General features: G+C 71.3%; 16 protein-coding genes. 2 read left to right on the forward strand and 14 right to left on the reverse strand.

Going from position 1 to position 13,784, the window contains the following annotated elements; translation table 11 throughout:
* The 9 genes from ON36_RS18545 to ON36_RS18585 form a co-directional block, all read right to left on the reverse strand.
* Positions 1-1,313: YifB family Mg chelatase-like AAA ATPase (locus tag ON36_RS18545; protein WP_043655004.1), on the reverse strand; the 1,313-nt coding region annotated here is incomplete at its 3' end.
* Positions 1,313-1,669 (reverse strand): YraN family protein, encoded by a 357-nt coding sequence (locus tag ON36_RS18550; protein ID WP_043655064.1) that lies wholly within the window; start codon positions 1,667-1,669, stop codon positions 1,313-1,315. The genes ON36_RS18550 and ON36_RS18545, both read right to left, overlap by 1 nt.
* Before the next feature lie 90 nt (positions 1,670-1,759).
* Complete coding sequence (locus ON36_RS18555; RefSeq protein WP_011210678.1) at positions 1,760-2,065, reverse strand: DUF2469 domain-containing protein; 306 nt, start codon at positions 2,063-2,065, stop codon at positions 1,760-1,762.
* Positions 2,066-2,110: 45 nt separating this feature from the next.
* The gene (locus ON36_RS18560; protein ID WP_052314115.1) at positions 2,111-2,812 is read right to left on the reverse strand and encodes a ribonuclease HII; all 702 of its coding nucleotides are present in this window, start codon (positions 2,810-2,812) and stop codon (positions 2,111-2,113) included.
* Between the two features lie 6 nt (positions 2,813-2,818).
* Complete coding sequence (lepB, locus tag ON36_RS18565) at positions 2,819-3,589, reverse strand: signal peptidase I (protein WP_043655008.1); 771 nt, start codon at positions 3,587-3,589, stop codon at positions 2,819-2,821.
* A 75-nt stretch (positions 3,590-3,664) separates the two neighbouring features.
* Positions 3,665-4,006 carry a 50S ribosomal protein L19 gene (gene rplS, locus ON36_RS18570; RefSeq protein ID WP_043655010.1) on the reverse strand — a complete coding sequence of 114 codons (342 nt, stop codon included), beginning with the start codon at positions 4,004-4,006 and terminating at the stop codon, positions 3,665-3,667.
* Positions 4,007-4,166: 160 nt separating this feature from the next.
* Positions 4,167-5,030 (reverse strand): hypothetical protein, encoded by an 864-nt coding sequence (locus ON36_RS18575; RefSeq protein ID WP_043655012.1) that lies wholly within the window; start codon positions 5,028-5,030, stop codon positions 4,167-4,169.
* 18 nt (positions 5,031-5,048) lie between these two features.
* The gene (locus ON36_RS18580) at positions 5,049-7,460 is read right to left on the reverse strand and encodes a Tex family protein (RefSeq protein WP_373281810.1); all 2,412 of its coding nucleotides are present in this window, start codon (positions 7,458-7,460) and stop codon (positions 5,049-5,051) included.
* 66 nt (positions 7,461-7,526) lie between these two features.
* Positions 7,527-9,158 carry an AMP-binding protein gene (locus tag ON36_RS18585; RefSeq protein ID WP_043655014.1) on the reverse strand — a complete coding sequence of 544 codons (1,632 nt, stop codon included), beginning with the start codon at positions 9,156-9,158 and terminating at the stop codon, positions 7,527-7,529.
* A gap of 110 nt (positions 9,159-9,268) precedes the next feature.
* Between ON36_RS18585 and ON36_RS18590 the strand changes: the two genes are divergently transcribed.
* Positions 9,269-10,081 (forward strand): LuxR C-terminal-related transcriptional regulator, encoded by an 813-nt coding sequence (locus tag ON36_RS18590; RefSeq protein ID WP_043655016.1) that lies wholly within the window; start codon positions 9,269-9,271, stop codon positions 10,079-10,081.
* 140 nt (positions 10,082-10,221) lie between these two features.
* Entirely contained in the window at positions 10,222-10,590 is a 369-nt protein-coding gene (locus ON36_RS18595) for a VOC family protein (RefSeq protein WP_043655019.1), read from the forward strand.
* Between the two features lie 6 nt (positions 10,591-10,596).
* On the opposite strand, the gene trmD is transcribed toward ON36_RS18595, so the two are convergent.
* The 5 genes from trmD to ON36_RS18620 all read right to left on the reverse strand — a co-directional run bounded on the left by trmD (position 10,597) and on the right by ON36_RS18620 (position 13,782).
* A complete protein-coding gene (gene trmD, locus ON36_RS18600; protein WP_043655022.1) occupies positions 10,597-11,304 on the reverse strand; it encodes a tRNA (guanosine(37)-N1)-methyltransferase TrmD in 708 nt (235 codons plus the stop codon).
* 4 nt (positions 11,305-11,308) lie between these two features.
* Positions 11,309-11,833: a ribosome maturation factor RimM gene (rimM, locus tag ON36_RS18605; RefSeq protein ID WP_043655024.1), complete on the reverse strand. Its 525-nt coding sequence runs from the start codon at positions 11,831-11,833 to the stop codon at positions 11,309-11,311.
* Positions 11,834-12,076 carry an RNA-binding protein gene (locus ON36_RS18610; protein WP_019048210.1) on the reverse strand — a complete coding sequence of 81 codons (243 nt, stop codon included), beginning with the start codon at positions 12,074-12,076 and terminating at the stop codon, positions 11,834-11,836. It lies immediately after the preceding gene.
* Positions 12,077-12,078: 2 nt separating this feature from the next.
* Positions 12,079-12,516 (reverse strand): 30S ribosomal protein S16, encoded by a 438-nt coding sequence (gene rpsP, locus ON36_RS18615; RefSeq protein ID WP_043655030.1) that lies wholly within the window; start codon positions 12,514-12,516, stop codon positions 12,079-12,081.
* Positions 12,517-12,705: 189 nt separating this feature from the next.
* Complete coding sequence (locus ON36_RS18620) at positions 12,706-13,782, reverse strand: amidohydrolase family protein (protein ID WP_043655032.1); 1,077 nt, start codon at positions 13,780-13,782, stop codon at positions 12,706-12,708.
* Positions 13,783-13,784: the final 2 nt, after the last annotated feature.

Consider the following 13,784-nt stretch of genomic DNA (forward strand, 5'->3'; position numbering starts at 1 on the left):
AGGACGTGGCCGGGGACTTCGGCGTTGGTGGTCCAGCCGTTCTCGTGCCAGCGTGCGGCCGAGGCCGCGCGGGCCCGGGCGACCCGTTCCCGGACGGTGGCGCTGCTCTCGGTCCGCTCGCCGGTGAACGTGGCGCCGGTGCTGCCGTGCATGCGCACCCACAGGTCGATGCGATCGAGCAGCGGGCCGGACAGCTTGCCCAGGTAGCGGCGGCGGGCCAGCGGCGCGCAGATGCAGTCGACGTCGCGGGCGGGCGCGCACGGGCACGGGTTGGCGGCCAGGACTAGCTGGAAGCGGGCCGGATAGCGGGCGACGCCGTCGCGGCGCGCGATCCGGACCTCCCCCTCCTCCAGCGGGGTCCGCAGCGCTTCCAGCACCTTGGTCCCGATCTCGGCGCACTCGTCGAGGAACAGCACGCCGCGGTGCGCGCACGAGACCGCCCCCGGTCGCGCCAGCCCGGAGCCTCCACCGATCATCGCCGTGACCGACGTCGAGTGATGCGGCGCGACGAACGGGGCCGTGGTGACCAGCGGCTGGGCCGAGGACAGCGATCCCGCCAGCGAGTGGATGGCGGTCACCTCGAGCGACTCCGCCTCCGACAGCGGGGGCAGCAGGCCCGGAAGTCGTTGCGCCAGCATGGTCTTGCCGATGCCGGGCGGGCCGGTCAGCAGCAGGTGGTGGCCGCCCGCGGCGGCGACCTCGAGTGCCCAGCGCGCCTCGTCCTGCCCGACGACCTCGCTGAGATCGCCGACCGCCTCGGCGCAGCCCGCCGGCCTGCCCGTCGGCACGTGCAGGGCGCCCTCGCCGCGCAGCCAGGCGACGACCGCGCGCAGGCTCTCCGCGCCGAGCACCTCGATCCCGTCGACCAGCCCGGCCTCGACGGCGGTGGCGACCGGCACCACCACCCGCGGCAGGCCCGCGTTGCGGGCGGCGATGACCGCGGGCAGCACGCCGCGCACCCGGCGCAGCCTGCCGTCGAGGGCGAGCTCGCCGAGCAGCGCGGTCTTGGCGAGACGGTCGCCGGGAACGGCGCCGGAACCGTTGAGCACCGAGACCGCCAGCGCCAGGTCGTAGACGCTGCCGACCTTGGGCAGCGTGGCGGGCGACAGCGCCAGCACCACGCGCCCGTCGGGCCATTTCTCGGCGGAGTTGGCCACCGCGGACCGCACCCGGTTGCGGGATTCCTGCAGGGCCGCGTCGGGCAGCCCGACCAGGTTGACCGAGGGCAGTCCCTGGCCGATGTCGGCCTCGATCTCGACCAGCTGACCGTCGACGCCGGTGACCGCCACCGACAGCGCCCGCCCCAGCGCCATCAGAACACCGCCGGGCGGTGCTCGACGACGGGCCGGTGACCGCGCCGGACCAGTACCGAGACGACGTCGAAGCGGATCCGCTGCCACGGCCCGTCCTGCTCGGCCAGCCACAGCAGGGCGAGCCGGCGGATGCGCTGCTGCTTGGCGAAGGTGACCGCTTCGGCGGGCGTGCCGAAGCCGAACCCGGATCGGGTCTTGACCTCGACGAACGCGGTGAGTTCCGCCTCGCGGACGATCAGATCCAGCTCGCCGTAGCGGCAGCGCCAGTTGCGCGCCAGTATCTCCATGCCCGCCTCACGCAGGTACTGCGCGGCCAGCTCTTCCCCGAATGCGCCGAGCGCCCGTTTGTCCGTCACGCGGCCCAGCCTGCGCCGGCGCGGGGACCCGACGACTCGGCCGACCTGGGCGAACACCAGGCCTGGGGACAAACCTCGGCCTGTGGAGAACTACTCCGGCAGGCGCAGGTCGGGCTTCTCCAGCTCCTCGATGTTCACGTCCTTGAACGTGATCACCCGGACGTGTTTGACGAAGCGGGCGGGCCGGTACATGTCCCACACCCAGGCGTCGCTCATCCGCACTTCGAAATACACCTCGCCGTCGGCGTTCTGCGGCCGCAGCTCCACCGAATTGGCCAGATAGAAGCGGCGCTCCGTCTCCACCACGTACGAGAACTGGCCGACGATGTCCTTGTACTCGCGGTACAGGGACAGTTCCATCTCGGTTTCGTACTTCTCGAGGTCCTCAGCACTCATCGGGTGGGACGTCCTCCTTCTCGCAGCGCCGCGTTCATATCCACATCATCGCGCATGCGCCGTGTCGCCAGCCACTCGGCTGTCGGTGGGCGGCGTGAGTTCGCGCACATTGCGCCAGGACCGGCGGTGTTCGCTGCTGGGACCCAGCTCCCGCAGGGCCGCGGTGTGCTCGGGCGTGTTGTAGCCCTTGTGCGCGGCGAAACCGTACCCGGGCAGTTCCCGGTCCAGCTCGACCATCATCCGGTCGCGGGTGACCTTGGCCAGGATGCTGGCCGCGGCGATACAGGCCGCGTTGGCGTCGCCGCCGATGACCGGCAGCGACGGCGCGGGCAGCCCGGGCACCCGGAAACCGTCGGTGAGGATGTAGCCGGGGACGGTGCCCAGCCCCGCCACCGCCCGGCGCATGCCCTCGATGTTGGCGGTGTGGATGCCGATGGCATCGATCTCCCAGGCCGGGATCACCACGACCTTCCAGGCCAGCGCCAGGCGCGTGATCTTCGGGAACAGTTCCTCGCGCGTGGCCTCGGTGAGCTTCTTGGAGTCGTCGAGGCCGGCCAGGCTGGTATATGCCTTCGGCGCGAGCAGGCAGGCCGCGACCACGAGGGGTCCCGCGCACGGCCCCCGACCCGCCTCGTCGACGCCGGCGACCGGGCCGAGGCCGCCGCGGATGAGCGCGGCTTCGAGCGTGCGGAGTCCACCCGCGCGGCGCATCACCATCCGCGGCGGCCAGGTCCGGCGATCGTCCATGTCGGTTCAGTTCTGTGGGTTCTGCGAGTGCACCGGACCGATGCGGCTCGGCGGCCAGATCTTGAACACGGTCTTGCCCCGGATGTTGTCGACGGGGACGGTGCCCTGTAGGTCGTCGCTGACGTGGGCGCGCGAGTCGGCGGACTCGTTGCGGTTGTCGCCCATCACCCACAGGTGGCCTTCGGGCACCTTCACCGGGCCGAACACCCGGCCCGCGGGGTACACCGCGTTGGGACGGTCGGTGTACCAGGGGTAGTCCTTCTTGATGTAGGGCTCGTCGAGCGGCTTGCCGTCCACCATGACGCGGCCCTGGGCGTCGCAGCACTGCACGGTCTGGCCGCCGACGGCGATGACGCGTTTGACGAGGTCGTTCTCGTCGGGCGGCACCAGACCGAAGTAGGACAGGAAGTTCTGCACGCCGCGCACGACGGTGTTGTCCGAGCGCACGGACTTGTAGTGCCCGTTCCAGGACGGCGGACCCACGAAGACGACGACGTCGCCGGGTTCGGGGTCACCGAAGTAGTAGCTGATCTTCTGCACGTAGATCCGGTCGCCGATGAGCAGCGTGTCCTCCATCGACTGGGAGGGGATCACGTAGGGGCGGCCGACGAAGGTGACCATCAGCGCGGCGATGACCGCCGCGATCACGACCAGTATGGGCAGCTCCTGCCAGAACGGCCGCTGCTTCTTGTCACCGCGCTTGCGCGTGCGGCGTGTACCGCCCGTGTTCTCGTCGTCCGATCCGGACACCGATACCGACCCGCTTTCGTCTGCCACGCCGAACAGAGTAGCCCGGCACCCCGACCGAAGTGGGGCACCGGGCTACTCGAAAAGCCTGTGTGGAGCGGCGCGTCAGCGCTTTTCCTTGATCTTGGCGGCCTTGCCGCGCAGATCGCGCAGGTAGTAGAGCTTGGCGCGACGGACGTCACCGCGGGTGACGACGTCGATGTGGTCGATGTTGGGGCTGTGCACCGGGAAGGTGCGCTCGACGCCGACACCGAAGGACACCTTGCGGACCGTGAAGGTCTCGCCGATGCCGCCGCCCTGACGCCGGATCACGACGCCCTTGAAGACCTGGATGCGCTCCTTGGAGCCTTCGATGACCTTGACGTGCACGTTGAGGGTGTCACCCGGCCGGAAGGCGGGGACGTCGCTGCGCAGCGACTTCTGGTCGACGAAGTCGAGGGTGTTCATAGGTCCATCCTTTGCGGATTCATTACACGAACAGAGGAACCTGGCGGCGCCGTGGCACTCGACCGGTTCGTGCTCAGAACAGGAGATGCGTCCGGGCACGACTCGGCCCGAGGCAACCGGTTCATTGTGCCAGACCGGTCTCCGCCTCGGAAAATCGGCCTCAGTGGTCGTCTCCGCGGCGCATCGGATGCAGCGGATGCAGCGGTTTGGACGGGGCGGGCACCACGGTGCGGCTCAGCTCGGCCTCGGCGGCCTCGCGCGCGTGGGCGACATCGGGTTTGCCCGCCACCAGGTCCTGGATGAAGATCTTGGCCCGGATGACCGGGCGACGGTACTTGCGCTCGCGCTCGACCGCGCGCGCCATGGTGCGCGGGCGGTTGCCGTAGCGCCAGCGGGCCCAGGGCGCGCCCGGCCTGCTGAGCCGGATCGCGCCGACCAGCAGCAGCGGGGTGAGGAACAGGCCGAACAGGCCGGTCCAGATCTTGCCCTTGAGGATGACCACGGCGGCGAGCACGAGGTTGAACACCGAGAACAGGATCACCCCGGCGCGCACCCCGACACCGCGCGAAGTGCGGAAATCGTCGTAGTCGAGGACCATCATCGGCTGCAGGCCGAGCAGCAGCAGGCCGGTGACCGCGAGCGCGACGAACACCGCGTCCACGGAGGTGCGGCCCTGCTCCTCCCAGTACACGTCGCGCAGGTAGAAGATCAGCGCGAACTCGTCGAGGACCAGGGCCGCGCCGATGCCGAAGACCGCCGAGAGCGCGCTGGCGGTGGCCTCGTCGCCGCTGCCCGCGGTGGCGATGAGGCCGATGCCGGAGACCAGCACGGCGATCACCCCGAACACCATGTGGTGGATGTGGGTGTCGCCCGCGCGGAGGTTACCGGGCCACCAGCGCACCTGCGCCCGGATCAGCCGCACGCTGATCCGGATCACGACGAACCCGAGGATGAACCCGAGCAGGAAGCACAGCAGGGGCAGGCGGCCGTGCGCGATCACGTCGTCTTCGAGCCACCGTCGCATGCCGCCCGCCCGTCGAAGTCAGCGTCCGAAACCGGCCCGGCGCAGCGCGTCGGCCATCGACCCGTTGGCCTCGGGGGCGGGCCGCCGCTGCTGGTTGCCGCCGCGCCCCTGACCGCCCTGGCCGCCCTGGCCGCCCTGTCCCCGCGCACCGCCACGGCTGCCGCCGCCGGATCCCGGTGCGCGCCTGCCGCCGCCGCGGTTCTCGCCCGTGGCGGGCTTGCCGGGTTCGTCGTCGAGACGCAGCGACAGGCCGATGCGCTGACGCGCCACGTCGACCTCGAGCACCTTGACCTTCACGACATCTCCGGACTTGACCACCTCGCGCGGATCCTTGACGAAAGTGTGCGACATCGCCGAGACGTGCACCAGTCCGTCCTGGTGCACGCCGACGTCGACGAAGGCGCCGAAGGCGGCCACATTGGTGACGACGCCCTCCAGGACCATGCCCGGCTCGAGGTCGGCGACCTTCTCGATCCCCGCGGCGAACTCGGCGGTCTTGAACTCCGGGCGCGGGTCGCGGCCCGGCTTCTCCAGCTCGGCGATGATGTCGGACACGGTCGGCACGCCGAACTTCTCGTCGGTGAAGTCGGCCGGGCGCAGGGACCGCAGGGTGGTGGTGTTGCCGATGATCTCGGTGATCGGCCTGCCGGTGGACTCGAGGATGCGCCGGACCACCGGGTAGGCCTCGGGATGCACCGCGGACGTGTCGAGGGGGTCCTCGCCGCCGCGGATGCGCAGGAAGCCCGCGCACTGCTCGAAGGCCTTGGGGCCCAGCCGCGGGACGTCGAGCAGCGCGGTGCGGCTGCGGAACGGGCCGTGCTGATCGCGGTGGGCCACGATGCTCTCCGCGACCGAGGTGCTGACACCGGAGACCCGCGACAGCAGCGGCACCGAGGCGGTGTTGACGTCGACGCCGACCGCGTTCACCGCGTCCTCGACGACCGCGCCGAGCGAGCGGGCGAGCAGGGTCTCGGACACGTCGTGCTGGTACTGGCCGACGCCGATGGACTTCGGCTCGATCTTCACCAGTTCGGCGAGGGGGTCCTGGAGGCGGCGGGCGATCGAGACCGCGCCGCGCAGCGACACGTCCATGTCGGGCAGTTCGGCCGAGGCGTAGGCCGAGGCCGAGTACACCGAGGCGCCCGCCTCGGAGACCACGATCTTGGTCGGCTTGTTCTCCGGGATCCGCGCGATCAGTTCGGCGGCCAGCGCGTCGGTCTCGCGGGAGGCGGTGCCGTTGCCGATGGCGATGAGTTCCACGCCGAAGCGCGCGACCAGCGCCGCGAGGACCGCGAGGGCCTTCTCGCTCTGACCCTGCGGCTTGTGCGGGTAGACGACCTCGGTGGCGACGACCTTGCCGGTGGCGTCGACCACCGCGACCTTCACGCCGGTGCGGTAGCCGGGGTCGAGGCCCATGGTGGTGCGGGTGCCCGCGGGGGCGGCCAGCAGCAGGTCGCGCAGATTGGCGGCGAACACGTCGACCGCGTCCTTCTCCGCCGCCTGGCGCAGCCGCATCCGGGTGTCGATGCCCAGGCTGATCTGCAGCTTGGTCCGCCAGGCCCAGCGCACCGTGTCCAGCAGCCAGCCGTCGGCGGCGCGGCCCCGGTCGGCGATGCCGAAGGCCACCGCGATGCGGCCCTCGTAGACGCTGCGTTCGCCCGGCGCGAGTTCGGTGGTGTCGGGTTCGAGGTGCAGGGTGAGCACTTCTTCCTTCTCCCCGCGCAGCAGCGCGAGGATGCGGTGCGAGGGCAGCTTGGCGAAGGGCTCGGAGAACTCGAAGTAGTCGGCGAACTTCGCGCCCGCCTCCTCCTTGCCCGCGCGGACGGTGGAGGTGAGCTGCCCACGGTTCCAGTACATCTCGCGCAGTTCGCCGACCAGGTCGGCGTCCTCGGCGAACCGCTCGACCAGGATCGCGCGGGCGCCGTCGAGCTGCTCGGCGGAGTAGCCGCCCGGATCGGCCGACGGGTCGTTCAGCAGGGCGTCGGCGACCGGCTCGTGCCCGGCCTCGCGGGCGATCTGGGCCTTGGTGCGGCGCTTGGGCTTGTAGGGCAGGTAGATGTCCTCGAGCCGGGCCTTGGTCTCGGCGAGCATGATCTGCCGGTGCAGCTCCGGGTCGAGCTTGCCCTGGCCGCGGATGGATTCGACGATCGCGCCGCGGCGCTCGTCGAGTTCGCGCAGGTAGCCGAGGCGCTCCTCGAGCTGACGCAGCTGGGCGTCGTCGAGGCCGCCGGTGACCTCCTTGCGGTACCGGGCGATGAACGGCACGGTGGAGCCGCCGTCGAGCAGCTCGACCGCCGCGCGGACCTGGGTTTCGCGCACGCCGAGTTCGTCGGCGATCCGTTTGCCGACGGCGGCGAGCGGGGCGATGGGCGTGCTGTCGGTCGGAGTGCCGTTCGACGTCGAACGGGCGGTCTCGGGCGCTGTCGTCACGTCGGGCCACCCTACCGGCACGCGCCGACAACCGGGCCCGCCACCGCGCTCCCCCGGCCCGCCGTGTCAGTCCCCGGCGAGGATCGCCGCCGCCATCTCCCGCATCTCGGCCTTGCGGATCTTGCCGGTCACCGTCATGGGGAATTCCTCGACGACGTGCACGTAGCGCGGGATCTTGTAGTGGGCGAGCTTGCCCGCGCAGAACTCGCGCAGGGCCGCCGCGTCCAGGGGGGCGGCGCCGTCGCGCAGGCGGATCCAGGCCATCAGCTCCTCGCCGAACTTCTCGTCGGGCACCCCGATGACCTGGGCGTCGACGATGTCGGGGTGGGTGTAGAGGAACTCCTCGATCTCGCGCGGGTAGATGTTCTCGCCGCCGCGGATGACCATGTCCTTGATCCGGCCGGTCACCGAGACGTAGCCGTCGGCGTCCATGACGCCGATGTCGCCGGTGTGCATCCACCGCGCCGCGTCGATGGCCTCGGCGGTCTTCACCGGCTCGTCCCAGTAGCCGAGCATCACCGAGTAGCCCCGGGTGCACAGCTCGCCCGGTTCGCCGCGCGGCACGGTGCGCCCGGTGGCCGGGTCGACGATCTTGATCTCGAGGTGCGGGCCGACCCGGCCGACGGTGGCGGTGCGCCGGTCGAGGCCGTCGTCGCGGCGGGTCTGGGTGGACACCGGCGAGGTCTCGGTCATCCCGTAGCAGATGGCGACCTCGGTCATGCCGAGCCGGTCGATCACCCGTTTCATGACTTCGACGGGGCAGGGCGAGCCGGCCATGATGCCGGTGCGCAGGCTCGACAGGTCGCGGGGCGCGCCCCCGTCGAGTTCGGCGAGGACGGCGATGAACATGGTCGGCACACCGTAGAGCGCGGTGCAGGCTTCGGCGGCGACGGCGTCGAGGGTGGCGGCGGGGTCGAACGCGGGCGCCGGGATGACGACCGCGCAGCCGTGCGAGGTGGCCGCCAGGTTGCCCATCACCATGCCGAAGCAGTGGTAGTAGGGCACGGGCAGGCAGATGCGGTCCTGTTCGGTGTAGCCGCACAGTTCGCCGACGAAGAAGCCGTTGTTGAGGATGTTGTGGTGACTGAGCGTGGCGCCCTTGGGGAATCCCGTGGTGCCGGAGGTGTATTGGATGTTGATGGGGTCGTCGGCCGAGAGCGAGGCGGCGACCACCTCGAGCAGTTCGGTGTCGGGTTCGGTGGCGGCGGTCTCCGCCCATTCGGGGCTGCCCAGGATCAGGACCTGTTCCAGCGCCGGGCAGTTCGGGCGCACCTGGTCGATCATCGCCGCGTAGTCGGAGGTCTTGAACGACGGCGCCGCCACGAGCATCCGCACCCGGGCCTGGCGGAGCACGTATTCGAGTTCGCTCGTGCGGTAGGCGGGATTGATGTTGACCAGGATGATGCCCAGCGCCGCGGTCGCGTATTGCACGAAGTACCACTCGGCGCAGTTGGGCGCCCAGATGCCGACCCGGTCGCCCGCGCCGAGCCCCCGCGCGGCCAGGCCGGTCGCGAGGGAATCGACCGCGGCGGCGGCCTGCGCGTAGGTCCAGCGGCGGCCGGTGATCCGGTCGACGAGGGCGTCGCGCTCGGGGAACCGCGCCGCCGTCCGCGCGAAGTCGGCGCCGATGGTGTCGCCGAGCAGCGGGGTGTCGGAGACCCCCGAGTCGTAGCTGGCCGCTGTGGTCGTCGCCGACATCCGATTGCCTCCCGTCCACCGCGCCCGCGGTGCGTAACATCCATTCCGGTAGTCACCAGGATGTGAGGTACATCATGGCCCCGGCTACCCCCGAAAAGGGGTGAGACAGCATGACCGACGCCCGCGATGCCGACGACCTGCGCGGCTGCCTGCGTCACGCCGCCCGCGCGGGTGCCGCGCCGCTGGTCTTCGGCGGCCTCGTCGACGGCCCCGCGGTGGTCCTGACCCAGTTCCACGGCGCCCGGACCCGGGCCATGCACGGGCTGCGGGTCGAGCGGGCCAACGGGCTCGGCGGGCACGCCCTGCTGCACGGGCGGCCCTGCGCGGTGCCCGACTATCGCAGCGCGGCCGGGATCACCCACCACTACGACGGCGCGGTCTCGGGCGAGCGGCTGCGCTCGGTGGCCGCGGTGCCGGTGCTGGTCGGCGGCAGGCCGCGCGCGGTGCTGTACGCGGCCGATCGCGGCGCCGCGCCGCTGGGCGACCGGGCCACCGCCGCGCTCGCCGAGGCGGCCCGCGCGCTGTCCACCGCCATCACCGTGCGCGAGGAGGTGGCCCGCCGGGTCGCCGACCTCACCGCCGCCGCGGCCGGGGTGCGGCCGCAGCAGCTGCGCGACGTGCACGCCGAGCTGCGCGAGATCGCGGCGGCCAGTACCGATCCGGCGCTGCGGGAGCGGCTGCACCGGGTCTGCGCGCGATTGGCGGGCGACCCGGAACCGGGACCGGTCCCGCGGCTGTCGCGGCGCGAACTCGACGTGCTCGCCCGTGTCGGGCTCGGCGCGACCAACCGGGACGTGGCCCGCGACCTGGGCGTCGGCACCGAGACGGTGAAGAGCTACCTGCGTTCGGCGATGACCAAGCTGGGCAGCCACACCCGCTACGAGGCGGTGACCGTCGCGCGCAGGCACGGCCTGCTGCCCTGACCCGGCTGTGGTGTTGCTCACGCTGCGCCCCCGTATGGCCTTCGGTACCGGGCACAACGGACAACGCCGATGTTCGGCTACCCGAAAGGCGTTGCGGCAAACCATGCTCCGGTCCACGGCAGGCCGGTAGCGTTTTTCCGATGACGGAGCCTTTTGCGCTGGCCGGCCTCTCGCTGGACTGCGACGATCACGAACACCTCGCCCGCTTCTATCTGGGCCTGCTCGGCGGCCGCGTGCTGTGGAACGACGAACACAGCGTCGGCATCCGGATCCCCAACGGGCTGACCGTGGCCGCGCAACGGGTCGACGACTACTCCCCGCCGCAGTGGCCGGGCGCCTCGGTGGTGCACCTGGACCTGGCCGCCGACGCGGATCTGGACCTATGCGAGCAGCACGCGCTCGCGATCGGCGCGAAACCCGCCCCCGTGCAACCGGACCCGCGCTGGCGGGTGCTGCTGGATCCGGCCGGTCATCCGTTCTGCATCACCACGCGCAACTACGCGGGCTGAGACAGGTCAATCCCGGGGGAGCAGATCGGGCCTGCGCGCGCGGGTCCGCATCAGCGACTGCTCGTGCCGCCACGCCGCGACCTTGGCGTGATCGCCGGAGAGCAGGATCGGGGGGACGTCCAGACCGCGCCACGACACCGGGCGCGTGTAGCTCGGGCCCTCGAGCAGGCCGAGCCCGTCGGTGCCGTCGGTCCCGACCGAGAACGAATCCTCCTGGTGGGAGAGCTGATTGCCGAGCACGCCGGGGATCAGCCGGACCACGGCCTCGGTCATCACCAGCACGGCGGCCTCGCCGCCGATGAGGACGTAGTCCCCGATGCTGACCTCCTCGACCCGTACGCGGCGGGCGGCGTCGTCGAAGACGCGCTGGTCGATGCCCTCGTAGCGGCCGCACGCGAACACGATGTGCGCTTCGGTGGACCAGCGCCGGGCGGTCTCCTGGGTGAACGGGACGCCGGCGGGGGTGGGCACGACCAGCAGCGCGTCGTCGGGGCAGACCGCATCCAGCGCGTCACCCCAGATCGTGGGTTTCATGACCATGCCGGGACCGCCGCCGTAGGGCGAGTCGTCCACGGACTTGTGCACGTCGTGGGTCCAGTCCCGCAGGTCGTGCACGTCGACGCTGAGCAGGCCCTTGTCGATGGCCTTGCCGAGCAGCGCCGCGCGCAGCGGCTCCAGGTACTCCGGGAAGATCGTGACGACGTCGAGTTTCACGAATTCACTCCGGATCGAGCAGGCCCTCGGGCGGGTCGATGACGACGAGCCGATCGGCGATCGACACGGTCGGGACGATGGCGAGGACGAAGGGGATGAGGATCTCGCGGCCGTCGTCGGCGGCCCGCACGCTCAGCAACTCCCCCGCCGCGGAGTGCAGCACCTCGGTGACCTCACCGACGTGGGTGCCGTCGGTGAGCTGGACGGCGAGGCCCTCCAGCTCGTGGTCGTAGTACTCGTCCGGGTCCTCCGTCGGCGGCAGATCAGCGCTGTCGATGACGAACAGCATGCCCCGCAGCGCGTCGGCGGCGGTGCGGTCGGCGATCCCGTCGAGAAACACCAGAAGCCGGCCCGAGTGCTCTCGGGCCGACTCCACGGTGTAGGGCCGGGTCTGCTTCGACTTCGGCAGGCGCCCGCGCAGCGTGGCGCCCGGGGCGAAACGTTCCTCCGGCGCGTCGGTGCGCACCTCGACGACGAGTTCGCCGCGCACGCCGTGCGACTTGGCGACCCGGCCTACGACGAGTTCCATCTAGGCGTCGGTGTCGACCACGTCGACCCGGATCCCGCGGCCGCCGATACCGGCGACCAGGGTGCGCAGCGCGGTGGCGGTACGACCACCGCGACCGATCACCTTGCCCAGGTCCTCAGGATGGACATGAACCTCGACGGTGCGCCCGCGCCGGCCGGTGATCAGCTCGACGCGGACGTCGTCGGGGTTGGCGACGATGCCACGAACGAGGTGCTCGACGGCATCGGCAACAACGGCAGTCATGATTACTCGGCAGCCTCGGTGGCGGCCTCGGCCTCGGCGGCGTCGTCCTTCTTGGCGGCCTTCTTCTTCGGGGTGACGGCCTCGGCGACGGGCTCGTTGTCCGCGGCGGCCAGGGCGGCGTTGAAGAGGTCCAGCTTGGACGGCTTGGCGGCCTTCACCTTGAGGGTGCCCTCGGTGCCGGGCAGGCCCTTGAACTTCTGCCAGTCACCGGTGATCTCCAGCAGGCGCTGCACGGGCTCGGTGGGCTGGGCGCCGACGGAGAGCCAGTACGCGACGCGCTCGGCGTCGATCTCGATGAGCGAGGGCTCTTCCTTCGGGTGGTACTTGCCGATGCTCTCGATCGCGCGGCCGTCACGACGGGTGCGGGCGTCGGCGACGACGACACGGTACTGGGGGTTGCGGATCTTGCCCAGGCGGGTGAGCTTGATGCGAACAGCCATTGCTGATCTGCCTCTTTCGTTGGTTGGTCACCGCGCGATTCTGCGACCCCCCTGGTCGTGAGGGTCCGGTTTCGCGCTTGGAGTGCGTGACCGCCGTGCGGTACGTGACCGGAGACGGGCTGACACTGTCCTCGACGAGGACGGTGGTTCATTCTGCCAGACCGGTGGCGCCGGGTTGTAATCGGCCGGTCAGCGCGGTGCGCGGACGACCTCGCCGCGCAGCACCACCCATCGCGGGTCGGTGAGCGCGTCCGGGTGTTCGCGGGGGTCGCGGTCGTAGACGACGAAGTCGGCGGCCGCGTCCTGCTCGACGTTGCGGTGCCCGAGCCAGGGGCGCGCGTTCCAGGACGCGGCGCCCAGCGCGTCGTGCGCCGACAGGCCCGCCTCGCGCAGCGCCGCGATCTCGTCGGCGACCCGGCCGTGCCGGATCCCGCCGCCCGCGTCGGTGCCCACGTAGACCGGGACGCCCGCCTCGTGCGCCTTGCCGACCGTCTCGCGGGACCGGCGGTGCAGGTCGAGCATGTGCTCGGCGTAGACCGGGAAGCGTCCCGCGTCCGCGGCGATGGCCGGGAAGGTGTCGATGTTGATCAGGGTGGGGACCAGGGCGGTGCCGTGGGCGACCATGGCCGCGATGGTCTCGTCGGTCAGCCCCGTGCCGTGTTCGAGGCAGTCGAAGCCCGCCTCGATGAGGCCGGGCAGGGCGTGCTCGCCGAACACGTGCGCGGTGATGCGGGCGCCGTTGTCGTGGGCGGCCTCGACCGCCTCCTTCAGCACCGGGTCGTTCCACAGCGGCCGCAGATCGCCGATCTCGCGGTCGATCCAGTCGCCGACGATCTTGACCCAGCCGTCGCCGCGCCGTGCCTGCTCGGCCACCGCCTCGGGCAGCTGCTCCTCGTGTTCGAGATCGATGCCGAGGTCGCGGATGTAGCGCTTGGGGCGGGCGATGTGGCGGCCCGCGCGGACGATCCGCGGCAGGTCGGGGCGCTCGTCGACGAAGCGGGTGTCGATCGGGCTGCCCGCGTCCCGCAGCAGCAGCACGCCCGCGTCACGTTCGGTCTCGGCCTGGGCGAGGGCGCCGTCGCGGTCCTCGTGGCCGCCGCCGAAGCGGATGCCCACGTGACAGTGCGCGTCGACGAGGCCGGGGACGATCCATCCGGACCCGGTCACCGTCGGCGCGCCGGGCACCGGATCGAAGGTGACCCGCCCGTCCGCCACCCACAGGTCACGAACGTCGTCGCCCGGCAACACCACGCCGCGAAAATGCACCG

The sequence above is a fragment of the Nocardia thailandica NBRC 100428 genome, from assembly GCF_000308795.1.
Lineage (GTDB): Bacteria > Actinomycetota > Actinomycetes > Mycobacteriales > Mycobacteriaceae > Nocardia > Nocardia thailandica.

Bases quoted from the DNA above. Each gene is read 5' to 3' on its own strand.
- ON36_RS18555 (WP_011210678.1), bottom strand. From the start codon at position 2,065: ATGAGTGCTGAGGACCTCGAGAAGTACGAAACCGAGATGGAACTGTCC.
- ON36_RS18560 (WP_052314115.1), bottom strand. From the start codon at position 2,812: ATGGACGATCGCCGGACCTGGCCGCCGCGGATGGTGATGCGCCGCGCG.
- rplS (WP_043655010.1), bottom strand. From the start codon at position 4,006: ATGAACACCCTCGACTTCGTCGACCAGAAGTCGCTGCGCAGCGACGTC.
- ON36_RS18575 (WP_043655012.1), bottom strand. From the start codon at position 5,030: ATGCGACGGTGGCTCGAAGACGACGTGATCGCGCACGGCCGCCTGCCC.
- ON36_RS18585 (WP_043655014.1), bottom strand. From the start codon at position 9,158: ATGTCGGCGACGACCACAGCGGCCAGCTACGACTCGGGGGTCTCCGAC.
- ON36_RS18590 (WP_043655016.1), top strand. From the start codon at position 9,269: ATGACCGACGCCCGCGATGCCGACGACCTGCGCGGCTGCCTGCGTCAC.
- ON36_RS18595 (WP_043655019.1), top strand. From the start codon at position 10,222: ATGACGGAGCCTTTTGCGCTGGCCGGCCTCTCGCTGGACTGCGACGAT.
- rimM (WP_043655024.1), bottom strand. From the start codon at position 11,833: ATGGAACTCGTCGTAGGCCGGGTCGCCAAGTCGCACGGCGTGCGCGGC.
- ON36_RS18610 (WP_019048210.1), bottom strand. From the start codon at position 12,076: ATGACTGCCGTTGTTGCCGATGCCGTCGAGCACCTCGTTCGTGGCATC.
- rpsP (WP_043655030.1), bottom strand. From the start codon at position 12,516: ATGGCTGTTCGCATCAAGCTCACCCGCCTGGGCAAGATCCGCAACCCC.